Genomic DNA, 18,765 nt, shown 5'->3' with positions numbered 1-18,765 from the left:
ATTGACATTATTTCCATTATTCAGATAGTGACGGCTATCTGATTTTTTGTTGCCATAGTGTTGCCACGCGTTCTACAACTTTTCTTCATCAGAAGCTAGAGAGCGTTTCAGCATTTCTAACTCTTGTGTTTTTTCTAAATAAGCACTTTCTAATTCTGATAGTTTTGCTTTAGTATTATCATATTGATATTGAATATTTTCTGGAAGTTCAACTCCTTGTCTCTGATATTTGTTTTCAATATCAGAGACAATTTTTTGACGCCGTGATATTCTGTTCTGAATTTTTTCAAGCGTTTCTTCTACTCGGGCGATCCGCTCGGATAAAGATAATTCTAACCTTTTCTTCCTGCTTTCTCTTTTTTTATCAGCATTTTCAAGACCTATTACTTCAGCTATGGCACTTTTATCAATTGGTACCTCATTCATTTTGTTATATGTATTTATGAAGCTGTTCATGGAATACATATGAAATTCTTGCCCTGTTTCCGATGTGAATTCTCGTCTAAGTTCTATTCTTGGACCAATCGTCTTACCTTTGACGATATTCCACCAATCTTCTTTCTGGTCGTGTGTCACATAAACGATTCCCACAGATCTCTCTTTAGCATATTGAATTGTCTGTTTCCATATAATTAAGTCTCCATATGCATTATTATCGTCAAGTTGATCTTTACGCTTTTTGTCATCCATATATCCAGGAGGAATAGATTTTTCATATCTTTCTTTTCCCTCCTTTTTAATAGCGTCTATTTCATCCTGGCTAAGTTTTGCACCAACTTTCCCCTCGAAGATTGTCAATATTTTATCTAATATTTCATCGGCTTCAACGTTTAAAACTAATAGGTTCCTATCTTTATTGCTATCCAACCATTTAAAGAGGTATCTTTTAAGGTCTGAAATCTCATCGTCACTTGAAGTGAGGCGCAAAGTATCGATCGCCTTATTAGTAAACGCATCTATCTCTTTTTTAAACTGGTCATATCTTTGAACGGTTTCATAGATAACTTCACAGCGTTTACGCATATATTCATATGCTACTTGATACGGAATCCAAACTCTATCCCTAAAGCTCTGAAATGCATCAAGTAAAGAATTTCTAGTCTTAGCAGAATATCTATACAAATTTAATAGCACATTTGTATCAAACACAAATATCGCTTTTTCCCACAGCTCCTGCTTTTCTTTACTTGATGGCTCTATATATTCCTTAATTGCACTTCTCATATCTTCTCCCTATCAATATATTGCCAGGAATTCTAACCCCAGATAATCTTCCTCAATATCAATACTCTCAAATTCTTGCTTTTTTGTTGATGTTATTTGCTTTCTCAAAGCTCGATTAAGTCCAAGGAAATCTTTATATATGTCAAATACAGGGAGTGGCGTATCCTTGTAATACTTTCGGGATTCTAATTTTGCTAATATAGTGAGTTCTTTTCCTTCATAATCCTCTAAATCATTATAATCAATTAGCAAATTATCGGGCGAAACTTTTCCAATTCCCAGCCAATAATCACATTCGCTACCCAACTCACAGAAAATGGGGATTCGCATCTTAGAGTTAGAAAAGACCGCATTGAGCAATCCTCTTTCCGCAGTCCCATTACATTCTATCCCATTCAAAATATATGGTTTGTATTCATCAATTAAATGTATCATATCAAACTGCTCTGGGACATAAATTTCGCCCGTAACGCGGATGATTGAAGAAATTCTAACATCTTTTATTGAGGTGCTTTGACTGTCACCTGCAAAATCAAAATAATCATCTCTCTGCTGCAAAATCTCTTCAAATTTGGCGCATTCCAACAAATAATTAGATGCTTTATTATCGTTGTCAACTTTTTCAGCACTTTCCCAGTCAGCTGCATGTCCAAGGATGAGCGTTGAATACTGATCCACCTTTTTTTTATTATAATATATTAGATTTCCGAACATAGGCATGCCTCCATACATATCTATAGAACTATCTCGGCCCTAAAAACTTATCACCATTCAAATGAATCATGTGATCCGGCATATCTGCAATCCAAACTTCCGTTTCCCAAGCAAGTGTCTCAGAAAACTTCTTGAATGTCTTAAAATCCAGAAAAGCTGTAACATAGATTTTCCCCGCGGTTACGCCGGTGGTCATTTCTTCGATCTCTTTGATGCGTTTCGGCTCCATCGGCCCAACAGATGTTACCGACTCTATAAAATACAGCCAGTTCTTCTCCTCTGAGTAGAGGACCACATCTGGCATCTTATCATGTAATGTAATAGTAAATCCCAGTTCACTAAGCTTGTCCTCGTTCTTTACCAAATCCTTTTCAATGGTATCGCCGACATAGAGGCATTCCGAATTTGGAGCAAAGCGCGGTGCAAATTCCTCGATAATTGCTTTTTGTAGTTGATTATGATCTCCTGGAGAAAAAGTGAAATCTTTACCGTTGATTTTCACAGGCATTTTGCGTCTGACACGCTTAGAAGCATATAACTGAACAAGCGTGTCGTGATTAGTTTGAAAAGAAGTAAGCTTGGTTTCCCACCGATCTGTACCAAAACTCTGTACCAACTTCAGCATTTCATCTGTCAACCGATAGCGGTAATTTGGGCTGTTGGTGGCCTTACCATTATCCTCGATGAAAGCCGCATTTCTGAAATGGTGCATAGCCTGTTTTCTGAAGGTTTCACGACTATTTTCCGCATAAGTAGTCCCATAATTGTTATTCGAAAAAGCAATTACATCGTGAATACGAATCCATTCGTTCGTCGCATCTTGCCACGGAGTTTCCTCAACAAGTCCCGCCATGGCAAGCAAAACACAACAGCACATGGCATTTTGCTGCTTTGCTGGGACTTGCAAGGCATTTAAGATCTCTTTTGCTTCATCTATTCTACTCATACATAACCCCTCAAAATTCTGTCACAAACCGGTTCCGACATATCGTGTGCAGCAATCAGCTCTTTCCCCATGGCCTCAATGACATCCATGGATGGAACCGGCATAGAGTTCACCTCAGTCGAATTGACCTGCGTTGAACCATTCAAGATCCTATAATAGCAGTCATACAAGGTGGAATTAAACAAGACATAAAGCCCGTACACAACACACTCCGAAAGATCACGCATCCCATCGATAAAATTTATCTTGTTTTGTGTGCTGATCTGGGAATACTCAGGATGCTTTTTTGCCAAGTAAACACCACATTGAAGCCGCCTATGTTCTTCTTTTGCTGTGAATCGTTTGACAAAAAGATAGTTCTTATTTGGTTGTAATAGCCCCCGCTGCTCAGTAACCAAGTACTCGTGTTCCTTCCCTACAGGAAAAACCACTTTGCCATTTTGTATGTGCTGAGAATAGAACAATGGAACAGCCTGTTCTTCAGCTGCATCTCTCAGTGCTTCTCTGTTTCGGAAGTCAACTGTAAGTCCGGTTTTCATTTTTAGGCCGATGCTTGGCAAGGTATTTTCCCACTTGTTCAAACTATTAAGTGTCTCTACTTCATCAGCATTTGTTACCAGATAGACATAGGAATCTGATCCGTTGACAACGGCAGAATAGGGTGCCTCAAAAATGGTCCTTTGGGAAAAGTCTGCATTGCTTTGGGTCGTAGTAATGGTAACAGTTTTTGGCTTTGAGCGCGTTTTTCTCAGTTTAATAATGATAGTTTCCTGTAGTACACTCTCTTTTTCAAAGACTTTATCGCGACTAACAAATAAGTGGATATGCTCCAAAACACCTTCACTTAGAAACTTCTGACGGAATCTCTTAAAATAAGCACCCGAAGTCCAGGAGCGCGGGATAATATAAACCAATTCTCCACCATCTATCAAATTAAACATACTCATAGAAGCAAAAAGAAAATAGAGATTGGGAGCGCCATAACATACATCTTGCATGGCTAGGGCTTCTGGAGCATCCTTTGCTATTTTCATGTATGGAGGATTTCCGATTACAAAATCAAATTTTTCAGGCTCTAAATTCGCCCCTAACATCAGATTATAGTCAGTTGCTTGGCTTAAAATGTAGTTATCAGAAACGATTTCATAGGATATTTTCTGTCGAGATTGACTACACGCTACCTCCAGATTGGCTCGCAATAGCTCCATTACATTTGGGTCATTCTCATAACAAACCAATCTAATCTCTTTTATTGTCGAGAAAGCTTGCAAGCGTTCCAATAGTGCAATTGAGAGAATGCCAGAACCAGCACCAGGATCAAGAATAGAAAGTGTCTGGCGTTCGTTAGGAATCTTAAACAGCTCAGCCATAAAAACGGCAGTTTCTTTGCTTGTAAAAAACTGGCCATATTTCTTGCGCTGACTTTTCGGCATATGGTCAATATATTCTGTTGTTGCATTAATTGCAAAGTCAAGCATGCTCATGATTCGTAAACTCCATAATTTCATCAATGCCGCAGTCTAAAGCCACACAAATTTTATATAGGCTCTCCATTGATACAAATTCATTTTTCCCCATCTTTGCTAGGACATTAAAGCTAATGCCTGCGGCATCCTTTAAGTCCGAGCGTTTCATCTTTTTGTCGATGAGAATTTTCCAAAGTTTATCATAAGATACCGGCATTGCAACTTCTCCATTCGTGTGTGGATAAGTAATTATATCACAAAACACACGATACCTCAAGATAGACTCACGAAATCATGAGACCATTTCAAGTCAAATGGTATGCAGAATTATATAGCGACTTGTGTCAATACGGTTATTTGGATGCCGTTTTTCCGCTGTCTCTTCTGAGCATATTTCACCAACTCCCGCGCGTTGCTGGCGGGGTGCCAGGCATAAGCGATCAGATAGTCTACATGATCAACAACATAATGGTTTGCTCTTATAATTGCAGCCTTGCGTGGAACGCTTTCCATCCCTGGTGGATAGAGGGTGCTGTCAAATCCATCTGGCGTTGAGATGGGCTGCTCTGCTGGGTGGTACGGCAATAGCAAAATGAGCTTCACATCTGGGTAGAGATGCTTCGCGGCCTTAACTGCTGACGCTGCAAGGCGGTCAAATCCACCATAGTGACCGACGATAAATTCTTTGACACCATATTCAACAATGTGCTGCTCCACAGCCGCATACAATGCCGGATAAATTTCTTCCGATGTCTCGCGGTGTCCGATGAAAAAACAGCTTTTTCCGCCCAAAGTTCTCCCTCCTGTATAGTTGTGTTTATCGTTAAAATTATACGATATAAATGATTAAATCACAACGATTTATCAAAGTATAATTTACGAAGAACACAAGCAAAGGAGTGATGCAGGTGAAGGATATTCTCTCGGTTATAACCGCGTATCGAGAGGAACGGGGCTGGACAGAGTATCAGCTTGCAGAACGCTCCGGTTTACCGCAATCCACGATCTCCTCATGGTATCGTAAGAACATGGTTCCGACCATTCCATCTCTGGAGAAAATCTGCACAGCTTTTGGTATTACGCTGTCTCAGCTGTTTGCAGAAGGAGATGCACCTGTTTCCTTGACTGAGGCGCAGAAAAAACTTCTGGAACGCTGGTCAAGACTAAGTGAAGAACAGCAGGCCATTGTATTTGCTTTGATTGATAAGATGTAAAAAATCCGTCAGAGGCACATCTTGAGGATGTTGCTTCTGGCGGATTTTTTGTGTCAGCCTAACAGGTGTTTCTCCGTCACAGCCTTTAGATATAGTTCTGGCTCACCATTCAAAATCAGTTCGGCATAGGCCAGCGGATCGTTGTAGATCAGCCAGTCCAGTTCTGACCGCTGGTACATACTATTTGCTAGTTCGTTCTCCACGGCCGTGCAGTCGATGGAGAGCAGCGTCCCGCCCGCCAGACGCAACTCCACACAGACGGTGTCCAGGTTAAACTCACAAGACAAAATCTTCCTCATACTCGTTACCTCCTAATACTTAAATTTCAATTGGTTTTCCGCAGCGGCGCAAAGGCCGTTTCGGTTGTTTTAGTTATCCGCAAGCAATGCGTGTGGATAGCCACACACAAGACTGGCAAGCAATGCGAGTGTTAATACACACTCACATTTCCTGCCGTCTGCTTGTTGAGGGCAGTGCCCCCAAGCCCCTTTTTGAACACAGAATTTCATTCTGTGGCTGCGCGTTCTGCGAACGCTTTGAAGGAGTACGCCAAAATGCCGTACCCCTTTGGGTAAGGGTGTAACAGATCATGACACCCTTATGGCCTTGGGGGCTACCGTGAAATAGTGTAGCCCTTGACAGATAAGTGAGCAAAATGCCACCCCATTTTTCCCTTCCGCGACGGTGGCGACGGTCGCAACGGTGCTGTGAGTACCCCTCAAAACACCGTCGCGACCGTTGCGAGCGTCGCGCTTTACTCGATTACTTCAAACGCAGGTGCTTCCACCACCATGTAGATCAGCCGGATACGCCGTCCAGCGTGCTTAGTTTTGTTCTCGTACTTTACCTGATGTTCTTCCAGCAGGCGACTGGCATTCACATTCAAATGCTTGGTGAGCCGGTTCACCGCCATATCCGCTTGAATCGCCTGAGCCAGCTCGGTGGGACTGCCTTCCCATTCCCGGTTGTCAGCGGATACGATCTTCGCTACGGCCTCCAGTATCGGGTCTGGAGGCTGTTTCCAAAGCTCATTTTCTGCATGGTCAAGACTCCAAACCAGGCTCTCCTGGTCTTTGCTCAGATACAGCCGCTGATCCGGCTGGTCTCTGCCTACCGCCTCCAAGGTGGCCTTGCTATCTGTTCGCTTCTCCTTCTGCATCAGGAGCGCACCATCCGCACAGCCCAGCAGGCCGGTGGTGCCCGAGATCATCTCAAAACTATCCCCCGCAGGCTGCTTTCTGGTGTGGTGGACGATCAGAACGCAGACGCCATACCGATCAGCAAATTGCTTCAGCTTGCCGATCACCTCATAGTCGCTGGAGTAGCTGTAACTATCATTCACCACCTCACGGACTTTTTGTAGGGTATCCACGATAATCAGCTTGGTATCACTGTGTTCCCGAACGAACTTTTCCAGCTGTTCATCCAGGCCACCGCCGATCATCTTAGCGTTGGTGGCGAAGTGAAGAGAGCTTGTCCCTTCCACGCCAAACATACGGAACATCCGGCGCTGCAACCGGCTCTCATCATCTTCTAGGGCAAGATAGAGCACGGTTCCCTGGTGGACTTTGTAGCCCCACAAATCCTGCCCGGTACTGACATGGTGGGCAATCTGCGCCACCAGGAAGGACTTGCCGATTTTGGGCGCTCCGGCAAGGATGTACGCTCCAGTGTAGAGTAGGTTCTCAATCACTGCGGATTTCCCCTCGAACACATTGTCCATCAGCTCGTCCAGGGTCACAGTGTGCAGGTATGCCGGGTCGCTCATGCGGCGCATCTTCCGGTAAAGTTCCTCCAAATCTCTTTCGGGGGAATTGCTTTTTTCGTCTGGGTCTGGTATAGTGGTCTTGGAATTTTGAGAGATTGACTGCCCATCATCTGCGCCAACAGATGAGTTCTGGGCGGTCATTTTCTTTTTATCATCGGTCATAGGCAAAATCCTCCTGCATCCCGTTCATAATGGTAGCGATCATCTGGATGGTGTCCAGCAGCTCATCGTTTACCCCCTGCCCGGCCTCGATCCGGCGCAGCTCGTCCAGCACAGCGGCCAGATGATCCCGCAGGGCCTTGTAAACCCTGGGGTTTCCCTGGACCACCACATCCCGGCAAAGCAGCCGACGGATGATATAATCCTGCTTGGTCAGTCCGGTGAGCTTCACCGCCGTTTCGATCTGAGCGTCCTCCTCCGGGGAGACCCGGAAAGCCACGGTCTTGTTCCTCCAACGGTTGTGCTTGTCCAAATTCTTTGCTGACATTTTTAATTGCCCCTTTCCATGTTCAGTTTATCCGCCATTTCCGCCTGCTTGGACGGAAACAGGTGTGCGTAGTTATAGGTGATGTCGATGCTTTCATGGCCTACCCGGTCTGCGATAGCCGTAGCAGAGAACCCCATGTCAATCAGAAGCGACACCGCGCTATGACGAATATCGTGGATTCTGATACGCGGTACCCCCGCTTCTTTGGCTCCCCGGTCCATCTCCCTATGGAGATAGCTTTTGGTGACAGTGAACATCCGGTCATCCGGCCCGATGCCGTAGAGCATTTTGATGTAATCCTGGATTTCTTCTGCCAGAAATTGCGGCATGGTGATGACCCGATTGCTCTTCTCGGTTTTGGGAGTGGTAATCAGATCTTGACCGTTCAGCCGCTGGTAAGACTTGTTAATAGATACGGTGCGCTTCTCAAAGTCAAAATCCGCTGGGGTCAGGGCAAGCAGCTCCCCCTCCCGAATACCGCACCAGTAGAGCATCTCAAAGGCATAGAAGGATAGCGGCTTGTCCATCATCACCTCGGCAAATTTCAGGTACTGCTCCTTGGTCCAGAACATCATCTCCCGGTTTTTCTTTTTGCCCATGCTGCCCGCCTTCTTGCAGGGATTTTCCCTAAGGTTGTAATACCGTACCGCGTGGTTGAAGATGGCGCTGAGCTGGTTGTGGACTGTTTTCAGGTACACTGGAGAGTAGGGCTTGCCGTTCTCGTCCTTGTGGTTCAACATCTCGTTTTGCCAGGTGATGATCTGCTGAGCGGTGATGTTGCACATTTTCAGCCTGCCGAAGTAGGGCAGTAGCTTGGTGCGGATGATGTGATCCTTGGTGGCCCAGGTGTTTTCCTTAAGCCGGGTCTTCATATCCGCTGTGTAGAGGTCCACGAAGCTCCTGAAGGTCATATCCAGGTCGGCACTGGTCTTGTTGAGCTGTTCCCGCTCCCATGCCTGCGCCTCTCGCTTGGTCTTGAAGCCCCGTTTCTGGGTTTGCTTGCGCTCGCCGTTCCAGTCGGTGTAGCGGTAGACCGCTCGCCAAGTATTCGTCTTTTCTTCTTTGTAGACCGCCATGATTAGCCCTCCTTTCCCGTCTTGCCGTAGCAAAACTTCTCCATGAAAAAGTTTCGGTTGACCCGCCCGGCGATGGTCAGATAGCCTTTCTCCCGGAGTTCAGCGTTGAGTTTGTGGATTACCTTGTAGGCGTGGGACTTGGAGATATCCAGTTCCTGGGCCACTTCCTCCACGCGCATAAAGTTTTGTGCCTGCATTGAAAATACCTTCCTTTCCTCATTGATGGCTGTTGCGGCTGGATATTGTGTTCCATAAATGCCTCCTCACTTTCGTCCACCACTTTTTCCCGTGATGTATAACCGGGAATTGCGGCAGTTCTTTTTTATTTATTGATTCTAAGCTATTATGCTTAGTCTGTTGTCATTATACTAAGCAAAATAGCTTGTGTCAATCGGAGTACACAAAATAAATTAAATAAAATTGTTTAGGATTCTCTTGACATTACTAAGCATTTCTGCTACGCTTTTCCTAAGAACAATCAACGATTGGAGTTAATGATATGGCGATTGGCGAACGGATTCACTTTTTCCGTCTCCTGCGGGGGATGACTCAGAAATATCTCGGCATGGCGCTGGGCTTCCCGGAGAAGTCTGCCGATGTGCGCCTTGCTCAGTATGAAACAGGATCAAGAACCCCTAAGGCAGACCTTACTGCTGCCCTAGCCCAGGTACTGGATGTCTCGCCCCATGCCCTCTCTGTCCCGGATATAGACTCCTATGTGGGGCTGATGCACACCTTGTTTACCCTGGAGGACAACTACGGGCTCAAAATCAGCGAAACGGATGGAGAAGTCTGCCTGAAGGTGGATGTGCGGAAGAACAAGGATGCCGCCCGGCTGCATGAGATGCTCTGTTCCTGGCAGCAGGCCGCTGCCATGCTGGAGACGGGCGAAATCTCCAAAGAGGATTACGACAAGTGGCGCTACCACTATCCGGAGTTTGACAAAGCCCAGAAGTATGTGAAGGTGCCGCCCCAGGACCTCTTTTGACCCCCTCACTTGTAGGCCACAGGAGAGGCTGTTTGTTGCACAGAATAATAATAAAAAGAAAAAGAGAGCTAACTGACTAATCAAAATCAGTTAGCTCTCTTTTTATGAATAATGAAAAAGTGTTGCCAAATCGTTGCCACAAAGGGCCTTAACCCCTCAAAAACCCAGTAACTACGGGCTTTTTCGGGCCTCTGAAATCATTCCCACTCGATGGTGCCGGTGGGCTTGGGAGTCAGGTCGTAGCAGACGCGGTTGACGCCGGGGACCTCGCTGGTGATGCGCTGGGTGATGTGCTGGAGCAGAGCGAAGGGCACGTCCTCCACAGTGGCGGTCATAGCATCCACAGTGTTGACGGCGCGGATGATAACAGGCCACTCGTCAGCACGCTTGTCGTTGCGCACACCCACGGACTTGAAGTCGGGGATGACGGTAAAGTACTGCCACACCTTGCCCTCCAGGCCGTTCTTGGCAAACTCCTCGCGCAGGATGGCGTCGGACTCCCGGACGGCCTCCAGCCGGTCGCGGGTGATGGCGCCCAGGCAGCGCACGCCCAGACCGGGGCCGGGGAAGGGCTGACGGAACACCATGCCGTCAGGCAGACCAAGGGCCTTGCCCACCACACGGACCTCGTCCTTGAAGAGGAACTTCAGAGGCTCCACCAGCTCAAACTTCAGGTCCTCGGGCAGGCCGCCCACGTTGTGGTGGGCCTTGACTCCGCCGCTCTCCAGAATGTCGGGGTAAATGGTGCCCTGGGCCAGGAACTCGATGCCCTCCAGCTTGCGGGCCTCTTCCTCGAACACGCGGATAAACTCGGCGCCGATGATCTTGCGCTTCTGCTCGGGCTCGGCCACACCGGCCAGCTTCTCCAGGAAGCGGTCCACCGCGTCCACATAGACCAGATTGGCGTCCATCTCATCCCGGAACACCTTGACCACCTGCTCGGGCTCGCCCTTGCGGAGCAGGCCGTGGTTGACATGGACACAGACCAGCTGCTTGCCGATGGCCTTGATGAGCAGAGCGGCTACCACGGAGGAGTCCACGCCGCCGCTGAGTGCCAGCAGCACCTTCTTGTCGCCCACCTGGGCCTGAATGTCCGCCACCTGCTGGGCGATAAAGGCCTCAGCCAGGGCAGGGGTAGTGATTCGCTCCATGCTCTCGGGACGCTTGTTGCTTTCCATATAGGTCCTCCTTATATTTGATGGATTCATTTTATTTCCACTGAACGGCGCTCAAATGTGGAGACTTTTCTCTGTATTTGTGCAGAAAAAAGTTGCGCAATTATATCAATATTGAAATAATATCACAGAAGCATGGGAAATTCAACGTTTTCCTGCCCTTTGGAGGCGAATGTAGGGAAAACGCCGCGTTGAACACCATATCCTCTGCAAAAGTATAGAAAAGCTGTTTTAGCACTTAAAAAGGTACCGCCCTGCTGATTTTGATATCAGCAGGGCGGTCTTGCAGGTTACAGGTTTGCGTCCAGAGCGGATACATCTCCCCGCGTTCGGGAGCTCACTCCCATTCCACCGTGGCAGGGGGCTTGGAGGTGATGTCGTAGCAGATGCGGTTGATGCCCTTGACCTCGTTGACGATGCGGACGGACACCCGGTCCAGCACATCATAGGGAATGCGGGCCCAGTCGGCGGTCATAAAGTCATCGGTAGTCACGGCCCGGAGTGCCAGAGTGTAGTCGTAGGTGCGGCCGTCGCCCATGACGCCCACAGAGCGGGTGTTGGTCAGGACGGCAAAGTACTGGTTGATGCCGCCATCCAGACCGGCCTTGGCGATCTCGTCCCGGAAGATAAAGTCGGCCTCACGGAGGGTATCGGCCTTCTCCTTGGTAATGTCGCCGATGATGCGGATGGCCAGGCCGGGGCCGGGGAAGGGCTGGCGGGAGACCAGATACTCGGGCAGGCCCAGCTCACGGCCCAGCTGACGGACCTCGTCCTTGAACAGCAGGCGCAGGGGCTCGATGATCTCCTTGAAGTCCACGTAGTCGGGCAGTCCGCCCACGTTGTGGTGGGACTTGATGACCGCGGCGTCACCGGCGCCGGACTCGATGACATCGGGGTAGATGGTACCCTGGGCCAGGAAGTCCACAGCGCCAATCTTCTTGGCCTCTTCCTCAAAGACCCGGATAAACTCCTCGCCGATGATCTTGCGCTTGCGCTCCGGCTCGTCCACACCGGCCAGCTTCAGGAGGAAGCGGGTCTCGGCGTCCACCCGGACGAAGTTGATATCCCAGCGGGCAAAGGCCTGCTCCACCTCGTCGCCCTCATCCTTGCGCATGAGGCCGTGGTCTACAAACACGCAGGTGAGCTGATTGCCCACGGCCTCGGCCAGCAGGGCGGCCACCACGGAGGAGTCCACGCCGCCGCTGAGTGCCAGCAGCACCTTGCCGCTGCCCACCTTTTCCCGGATCTCCCGGATGGCGGTGTTCTTGTAGTCGCCCATGGTCCAGTCGCCGGCAGCGCCGCAGACCTCATAGAGGAAGTTGCGGATCATGGCCACACCGTTCTCGGTGTGGTTGACCTCGGGGTGGTACTGCACGCCGTAGAAGCCCCGGGCCTCGTCGGCGATGGCCACGTTGGGGCAGGCGTCGGAGTGGGCCACCAGGTCAAAGCCCTGGGGAACCTTGGCCATATAGTCGCCGTGGCTCATCCAGGAGATACCCTGGGCAGGCAGGCCCTTGAAAATCTTGCAGTCGGTGTTGTAATAGGTCTCCGTCTTGCCGTATTCCCGGGCGGAGTCGTCCTGAGCGGCGGTTACTTGACCGCCCAGAGTGTGGGCCATAAGCTGGCAGCCGTAGCAGATGCCCAGCACAGGAATGCCCAGATTGAAAATCTCCGGGTCCACGTGGGGGGCCTTTTCGTCATAGACGCTGTTGGGGCCGCCGGTAAAGATAATGCCGATAGGCGTCATGGCCTTAATCTGCTCCAGGGGAGTGGTGTAGGGCTTGACCTCGCAGTAGACACCACACTCACGCACACGGCGCGCGATGAGCTGGTTATACTGACCGCCAAAGTCCAGGACAACGACAAGCTGATGGGACATCGTCCGACCTTCTTTCCTTGATTTTCCATTGTCCCGCACAAGCGGGGCAGCGCGGGATTTGATAGCTTAGAATATCATATTTCGGCCTTTGGCGCAAGCAACGAGGCCTACAAACCGGCGCCCTGTGCCGCCCCGATTGCCGTCATCTCTCACAGAGGAGGAGAAAAAAGAAAGCGGTAAGAAATTGGGAAGTAGAAGTCCTCCACACAGCCCAGAAGCGCATCGGAGAGGGAGAGATTCTCTTTGGCAGATACCTGACCGGTGAGCTCCGTCACCACCTGGGTGCAGGAGCCGTCGGTGTAGCCGGTGACAGGGCCTATCTCCAGCGTACCACCCACCACGATGATACGGTGGAGCCCGGCCGCATTGTCGTTGAGGGAGAAGGAGTAACGGCGGCTCAGTTGATCCTCGGAGAGTGCCGAATAGCCCTCCAGGCCGTAGACAAAGAGCTGAATATCAGGGTCGGAGAGGGTGCAGTCCACCGCCAGGGTGGCCGACCAGGGGTCATCCAGGCTGTCCCGGATGGTCTCATAGTCCTGGCTGGGTAGGATGTCGTACACCGTCACCGGCACACCGGCCAGCATTCCAACAGGGTCGGCCTTGGCCCCGGCCAGCGCATCTCCGCTGTCCATGGCGTCCTGATAGTCCTCCCAGGCGGTGAAATCGCCGGTCCAGCTGTCACCAGTTTCGGGGAAGAGGGACCCGCCGATGAGGGGCGAGTTGTCCTGCTGGTACCCGTCCAGGGTGATGGAGGGCAGGGAAGTGGAGGAGGCAGTCAGATTGTTGGCATAAGGATAGCAGAGGGTGACGGTCAGGTCCCTTCCGCTGGTATTCTCCACCACATAGCGGTCGGTGACCCTGGGATAGTAAAGGAGATTGTCAGCCGTGGAGCCGCCAAACAGGTCGTCGGTGAAGTCCACGGTGAGCTTCCGCCAGGTCCTCAGGTTGGAGCTGTCTCCATCCACAACCAGGGGCAGAACGGGAGGATTGTACGAGTCAAAGCCGACAGTGGGCTCGGCCTGGTCGGGCCTTGCAATGTCGGTGAGCGGGGCCTGCTCCTCCCCGGCCAGAGGAACGTAGCACAGATAGCTCCACTGGTCGTCCTCGCTGCCCGATGCCGCATCCCATTCGGGATTCCGCACATAGAGATCCAGGCCGGCGCCGTTGATGACGCTCTTGTGGTCTTCCCAGAAATCAGTGTCCGCCCGGAACATGGTCTCCGCGCCCTGGGGAAGGTTCTCCGCCCCAAGAGCCACCTCAGGCAGCTCCGTCACAGTGCTCAGCTTGCTGCCGTCAAAGGTGAAGAGGGCGGCGGTACAGCTTTCGGCTCCGTGTGTAATAACGGCATTGGTGCAAAGCAGGTACTGCTGCTGGGTGGCTATGTCCACCCAGGTATAGACTTCCCCGTCGTCTCCATTGATAATGGTGACCGGCTCCACCGGCTCTCTGGTCCGGTTGTCAAAGACGCCCACAAACAGACTGCCGAGCCCGAAGGCGTGGGGACCTTCGTAACGCAGGACACCTAGGGTGCGGCCATCTCCCGGAATGGAGCAGAGCAGCTCCCAGGTATCGCCGGGCTGTTGGCCGCCGGGAGATTCTGCCGCCAGCAGCTGGGCCAGTTCCTCGTCCGGGATGGTGTCGTCCGAGCCAGTGGCCACTGGGGGAGAGACGATCTCGCCGCCCGGATAGAGTCCACGGAGGAGCGCCGGCAGCGCTACGGCCAGTGCAATCACCAACACCAGGCAGGCGGCCAGGGAGAGAAGCCTGCCCCACCGGAAGGAGCGGGCGGTCCGCCGGCCGGGGAGGGAGACAATCCGGCGGCGCAGGTGATCGGGGGTGCGGAGAGACTCCACCTCTCTGATATAATCCCGCTTATTCATCGTCAAACCCTCCTATCATCCGTTTCCGCAGGGCCTCCCGGCCCCGCCGCAGCCAGGAGAGGGCCGTGCTGGTGGTGCCGCCCATGATCTGGGCGATTTCAGCGGCGGTGTAGCCCTCAAAATAGTGTAGATAGATGGCGTTCCGGTACCGCTCGGGCAGACGGCGTACCTCCTCCAGTACGGAGCCCTCTTCCCGCTCCGGTGCGGGCAGGGCCTCGCTGAGGGACACCTCCCGGCGGTTGCGGAACAGGTTTTTGCACCGGTTCAGGGTGCAGCGGATAAGCCAGGCCTTCAGGTGCTCCTCATCGGAAAAGCCCTTGCGGCAGGTGAGCAGCCGCTCAAAGACCTCCTGAGTCACGTCCTCCGCGTCCTCCGGTGATGGGGCGTTGTGGACCGCCACACGGTAGACCGTGTCCATATAGTGGTCACAGGCGTAGGAGAACGGGCTTTCCCGCTGGAATTGTCCGGTCATAGGCTTCCTCCTCCTTTCACCTCTAACACACCTGAGCAGAGCAAATTATTGCAGGATAAAAACTCTTTTTTCTGCTTATTTCGCAGATGAAAAATTTACAGATGGTTCACTGGAATTTCAGGTTGCTTTCAGCTTGAACTGTTATACTTGCTCCCATCCTGAAACAGAAAGGAACCTTACTTATGCGGAATAAATGGATTCCCGCCGTGCTTGCCGCGGCGATGTTGATTTCCTGCGCCGCCTGTACTGCCGGGGAGACGGAGGACGTGCCGTCCGCCGCACCCACCCAGAGCACTGCTGTCCAGAGCAGCGAGACAGTGGAGATCGCTGTGGTGCTCTCCGATGACGGGGTCACAGTGGACGGCCAGGCGGCCTCCACAGACCCGGCCTCAGCGGTCTATGTGGGCGCGGAGATTGTCTACTATGAGGACGGCCACGACGAGACCTACGGTGAGGGAACCACTGAGGAGGCCCACTCCGCCGAGGAGGCGGCCGCCCATATGGTGGTTACCATCACCCAGCCCGGCGCGTACCGGCTCTCCGGCACCCTTTCCGCCGGACAGGTGGCGGTGGACCTGGGAGAGGACGCAGAAGACGACCCGGATGCGGTGGTCACCCTGATTCTGGACGGGGTGGACATCACCTGCACCGTGGCTCCGGCGGTCATCTTCTATAACGTCTATGAGTGCGGCAGCAAGGACACAGCCACCGCCTCCCCCACGGTGGATACCTCCGCCGCAGGCGCCAACGTGATTCTGGCCGACGGCTCCACAAACACAGTCACCGGCTCACATGTGGCCCGTATTTATAAGGAGGGCACGCAGGATAAGCTGCACAAGTACGACGGCGCGTTTTACTCCAAGATGTCCATGAACGTGAGTGGGGAGTCGGACGAGTCGGGCACGCTCAACATCATCGCCGACAACGAGGGCCTGGACAGCGAGCTCCACCTGACCATCAACAGCGGCAGCATCTTCATCACCGCCCAGAACGACGGCATCAACACCAACGAGGATGGCGTGTCGGTCACCACCATCAACGGCGGACGGCTGTCCATCAACGCCGGTTTGGGCGCGGAGGGAGACGGCATCGACTCCAACGGCTACCTGACCATCAACGCCGGTGAGGTTGTGGCGGTGGCCAACGGCCAGTCCGGCGACGGCGGCATTGACTCGGACAGCGGCATCTACCTCAACGGCGGCAGCGTCCTGGCTCTGGGCAGCCGGAACGACGCCGTGGATACCGCCTCCGGACAGGCCTATATGGAGCTGTCCTTCACCGGAGAGCAGGCCGCCGGGAGTAATATTGTTATCAAGGACAGCGAGGGCAGCGAGCTGGTCAGCTATACTGCCGAGCGGGCCTTCTCCTCCCTGACCTACACCGGAGCCGACCTGACCGACGGAGCAACCTATACGGTCTATGTGGACGGGGTGCAGCAGCAGTTTATAGGCCACAGCTTCGGCATGGGCGGCGGAATGGGCTTCGGCGGCGGACGGCCCCAGGACGGGCAGCAGCCGCCCGAGAACATGGGAGAACCTCCTGAGGGCATGGGTGAGCCGCCCCAGGACGGTGAGATGCCGGAGGGCGAGCGCCCGGAGCGGCCCGAGGGAGCGGGCGGTGACGGACAGCAGCCGCCCCAGCCCACCGACGGCGGGGACCGCCAGCCTCCTGAGGGAGGCATGGCCGGAGATGAGACGGCTGAACCCTCCACCGAGTTTACCATCTTGGCAGATACCCACAGCTTCTCCGGCGTAACCGGCGTACAGAGCGAATAAGACAGAGCAGCGCCTCCGGTTTTTCGGTCCGGAGGCGCTGTTTGCTGTTTAAAGGGCCTGAGCGATGGCCTCTGCCACCCGGATGCCGTCCACAGCGGCGCTCATGATGCCGCCGGCGTATCCGGCGCCCTCACCGCAGGGATACAGACCGCGGACGGGGGACTGGAAGGTGTCGTCCCGGAGGATGCGCACCGGGGAAGAGGAGCGGGTCTCCACGCCGGTGAGCACCGCCTCAGGGGCGGCGAAGCCGTGGAGCTTCCGGTCAAAGATGGGCAGGGCGGCCCGGAGCGTGCCGGTCACAAAGCCGGGCAGACAGCGGTCCAGGTCGGTGGGGGTGACGCCGGGCCGGTAGGTGGGTTCAATGCTGCCCAGCTTTTTGGAGGGTACCCCCGCCAGAAAGTCCCCCACGGTCTGGGCGGGGGCCCGGAAGTCCCCGCCGCCCAGATGGAAGGCAGCCTCTTCCCACCTGGCCTGGAAGGCGGCGCCCGCCAGGGGGTGGTCGCTGCCGTAGTCGGCGGGAGAGACACCCACCAGGAAGCCGCCGTTGATGAGAGCGCCGTCCCGGGCCCGGCAGCTCATGCCGTTGGTCACCAGCCGGCCCTGTTCCGAAGCGGCGGCCACCACCGAGCCGCCGGGACATACGCAGAAGGTAAAGGCGCTGCGGCCATCGGGCAGGTGGCAGGAGAGCTTGTAGTCTGCCGGGGGCAGCTGCTCCCAGGCGGGACCGAACTGGGCCGCCGACACAGCCGCCTGGCTGTGCTCAATGCGTACGCCGATGGCAAAGGGCTTGGGGGCCATGGGTACCCCGGCGTCCATCAGCATCTGGAAGGTGTCCCGGGCGGAGTGGCCGGGGGAGAGCACCAGGGCGTCGCAGGGCAGGTCGTACCGCCCGGTGGGGCCGTCCACTGTCAGAGAGGTCACCCGGCCGTCCTTCAGCCCCAGACCGGTCAGCTTGTGGCCGAAGCGGACGTCGCAGCCCAGGCGGATGAGCTCCAGGCGGATGGTTTTTACCACATCCCGCAGCACGTCGGTGCCGATGTGGGGCTTGTGCTGGTAGAGAATATCCTCCGGGGCACCCGCCATCACCAGCGTGCGGAGCACGGTGGAGATCCGGCTGTCGTGGGTGCCGGTGGTCAGCTTGCCGTCGGAGAAGGTGCCCGCGCCGCCCTCGCCGAACTGGACGTTGGAGGCCGGATTGAGCACGCCGGTGGCCCAAAACCGCTCCACGTCGGCGGTCCGCTCCTCCACCGGGCGGCCCCGCTCCAGCACAATGGAGGGGATGCCGTTACGGGCCAGGTAGAAGGCGGCGAAGAGCCCGGCGGGGCCCATGCCCACCACCACCGGCGGCAGAGCGGAGCTCCGGCGCACCGGCGGGAAGGTGTAGGGGACATGCTCGTGGAGAGAGACGTTTTTGTCCCGGCAGCGGGCCATAATCCCGGCCTCGTCGGCCACGGTCACGTCCACAGTGCAGACATAGTGGACGTCATTTTTCTTCCGGGCGTCGATGGACTGCCGGGCCAGAGAGAGACGGACCACGGCGTCGGGCTTTATGCCCAGAATGTGGGCGGCCTTCTTCTTCAGCTGGGCTTCCCCGCCGCCGATGGGCAGGGGGATATTTGAAATTCGAATCATAGTACCTCCGTATGGAAGCGCCCGGACACCGGCCGGACGCAATAAAAAATGGCATAATGGCTGGAATAC

19 protein-coding genes are annotated in these 18,765 nt (G+C 53.3%); 3 read left to right on the top strand and 16 right to left on the bottom strand.

Translation table 11 applies throughout. From position 1 onward, the window contains the following. Nucleotides 1-72: 72 nt before the first annotated feature. From ACOX7T_RS08320 to ACOX7T_RS08295, 6 genes are all read right to left on the bottom strand, one after another. Complete coding sequence (locus ACOX7T_RS08320) at nt 73-1,224, bottom strand: PIN domain-containing protein (protein ID WP_433441700.1); 1,152 nt, start codon at nt 1,222-1,224, stop codon at nt 73-75. A gap of 12 nt (nt 1,225-1,236) precedes the next feature. Then, entirely contained in the window at nt 1,237-1,938 is a 702-nt protein-coding gene (locus tag ACOX7T_RS08315; protein ID WP_433441698.1) for a hypothetical protein, read from the bottom strand. 28 nt (nt 1,939-1,966) lie between these two features. Beyond that, nucleotides 1,967-2,884, bottom strand: a complete 918-nt coding sequence (locus ACOX7T_RS08310) for a BsuBI/PstI family type II restriction endonuclease (RefSeq protein ID WP_108981132.1) — start codon at nt 2,882-2,884, stop codon at nt 1,967-1,969. Next, on the bottom strand, nt 2,881-4,368 hold the full coding sequence (locus tag ACOX7T_RS08305) for an Eco57I restriction-modification methylase domain-containing protein (RefSeq protein ID WP_433441695.1): 1,488 nt from the start codon (nt 4,366-4,368) through the stop codon (nt 2,881-2,883). Before ACOX7T_RS08305 ends, ACOX7T_RS08310 begins: the two co-directional genes overlap by 4 nt. Continuing rightward, a complete protein-coding gene (locus ACOX7T_RS08300) occupies nt 4,355-4,567 on the bottom strand; it encodes a helix-turn-helix domain-containing protein (protein WP_297202301.1) in 213 nt (70 codons plus the stop codon). The genes ACOX7T_RS08305 and ACOX7T_RS08300 overlap by 14 nt, the downstream gene beginning before the upstream one ends. 110 nt (nt 4,568-4,677) lie before the next feature. Beyond that, complete coding sequence (locus ACOX7T_RS08295) at nt 4,678-5,142, bottom strand: hypothetical protein (RefSeq protein WP_433441693.1); 465 nt, start codon at nt 5,140-5,142, stop codon at nt 4,678-4,680. A gap of 110 nt (nt 5,143-5,252) precedes the next feature. Between ACOX7T_RS08295 and ACOX7T_RS08290 the strand changes: the two genes are divergently transcribed. Next, nucleotides 5,253-5,564 carry a helix-turn-helix domain-containing protein gene (locus ACOX7T_RS08290; RefSeq protein ID WP_433441691.1) on the top strand — a complete coding sequence of 104 codons (312 nt, stop codon included), beginning with the start codon at nt 5,253-5,255 and terminating at the stop codon, nt 5,562-5,564. A 53-nt stretch (nt 5,565-5,617) separates the two neighbouring features. Here the strand turns inward: ACOX7T_RS08290 and ACOX7T_RS08285 are convergent, their stop codons facing one another. The 5 genes from ACOX7T_RS08285 to ACOX7T_RS08265 form a co-directional block, all read right to left on the bottom strand. Further along, complete coding sequence (locus ACOX7T_RS08285) at nt 5,618-5,863, bottom strand: DUF6061 family protein (RefSeq protein WP_433441689.1); 246 nt, start codon at nt 5,861-5,863, stop codon at nt 5,618-5,620. Nucleotides 5,864-6,318: 455 nt separating this feature from the next. Beyond that, nucleotides 6,319-7,494 carry an AAA family ATPase gene (locus ACOX7T_RS08280; protein ID WP_433441687.1) on the bottom strand — a complete coding sequence of 392 codons (1,176 nt, stop codon included), beginning with the start codon at nt 7,492-7,494 and terminating at the stop codon, nt 6,319-6,321. Then, entirely contained in the window at nt 7,484-7,819 is a 336-nt protein-coding gene (locus tag ACOX7T_RS08275) for a plasmid mobilization protein (RefSeq protein WP_433441685.1), read from the bottom strand. The genes ACOX7T_RS08280 and ACOX7T_RS08275 overlap by 11 nt, the downstream gene beginning before the upstream one ends. Nucleotides 7,820-7,821: 2 nt before the next feature. After that, entirely contained in the window at nt 7,822-8,895 is a 1,074-nt protein-coding gene (locus tag ACOX7T_RS08270) for an Arm DNA-binding domain-containing protein (protein WP_433441683.1), read from the bottom strand. Nucleotides 8,896-8,897: 2 nt separating this feature from the next. Further along, a complete protein-coding gene (locus ACOX7T_RS08265; RefSeq protein WP_433441681.1) occupies nt 8,898-9,092 on the bottom strand; it encodes a DNA-binding protein in 195 nt (64 codons plus the stop codon). 302 nt (nt 9,093-9,394) lie between these two features. On the opposite strand from ACOX7T_RS08265, the gene ACOX7T_RS08260 reads away from it, so the two are divergent. Continuing rightward, a complete protein-coding gene (locus tag ACOX7T_RS08260) occupies nt 9,395-9,883 on the top strand; it encodes a helix-turn-helix domain-containing protein (RefSeq protein ID WP_433441679.1) in 489 nt (162 codons plus the stop codon). A 197-nt stretch (nt 9,884-10,080) separates the two neighbouring features. Here the strand turns inward: ACOX7T_RS08260 and guaA (ACOX7T_RS08255) are convergent, their stop codons facing one another. The 4 genes from guaA (ACOX7T_RS08255) to ACOX7T_RS08240 form a co-directional block, all read right to left on the bottom strand. Continuing rightward, nucleotides 10,081-11,034, bottom strand: a complete 954-nt coding sequence (gene guaA / locus ACOX7T_RS08255) for a glutamine-hydrolyzing GMP synthase (RefSeq protein ID WP_433441780.1) — start codon at nt 11,032-11,034, stop codon at nt 10,081-10,083. A gap of 361 nt (nt 11,035-11,395) precedes the next feature. Further along, nucleotides 11,396-12,937: a glutamine-hydrolyzing GMP synthase gene (gene guaA / locus ACOX7T_RS08250; protein ID WP_433441677.1), complete on the bottom strand. Its 1,542-nt coding sequence runs from the start codon at nt 12,935-12,937 to the stop codon at nt 11,396-11,398. 149 nt (nt 12,938-13,086) lie between these two features. Next, nucleotides 13,087-14,817, bottom strand: coding sequence for a hypothetical protein (locus ACOX7T_RS08245; RefSeq protein ID WP_433441675.1), 1,731 nt, complete (start codon nt 14,815-14,817; stop codon nt 13,087-13,089). After that, nucleotides 14,810-15,289, bottom strand: coding sequence for an RNA polymerase sigma factor (locus ACOX7T_RS08240; protein WP_433441673.1), 480 nt, complete (start codon nt 15,287-15,289; stop codon nt 14,810-14,812). The genes ACOX7T_RS08245 and ACOX7T_RS08240 overlap by 8 nt, the downstream gene beginning before the upstream one ends. 182 nt (nt 15,290-15,471) lie before the next feature. Here ACOX7T_RS08240 and ACOX7T_RS08235 point away from each other — a divergent pair, with 182 nt between their 5' ends. Beyond that, nucleotides 15,472-17,064, top strand: a complete 1,593-nt coding sequence (locus ACOX7T_RS08235) for a carbohydrate-binding domain-containing protein (RefSeq protein WP_433441671.1) — start codon at nt 15,472-15,474, stop codon at nt 17,062-17,064. Nucleotides 17,065-17,112: 48 nt separating this feature from the next. Here the strand turns inward: ACOX7T_RS08235 and ACOX7T_RS08230 are convergent, their stop codons facing one another. Next, nucleotides 17,113-18,696, bottom strand: coding sequence for an NAD(P)/FAD-dependent oxidoreductase (locus ACOX7T_RS08230; RefSeq protein ID WP_433441669.1), 1,584 nt, complete (start codon nt 18,694-18,696; stop codon nt 17,113-17,115). Between the last annotated feature and the right edge of the window lie 69 nt (nt 18,697-18,765).

Source organism: Pseudoflavonifractor sp. (assembly GCF_050943825.1).
Classification (GTDB): Bacteria; Bacillota; Clostridia; order Oscillospirales; family Oscillospiraceae; genus Pseudoflavonifractor.
Note: the sequence above shows the minus strand (reverse complement) of the source record. Positions and strands in the feature narration are given on the sequence as shown.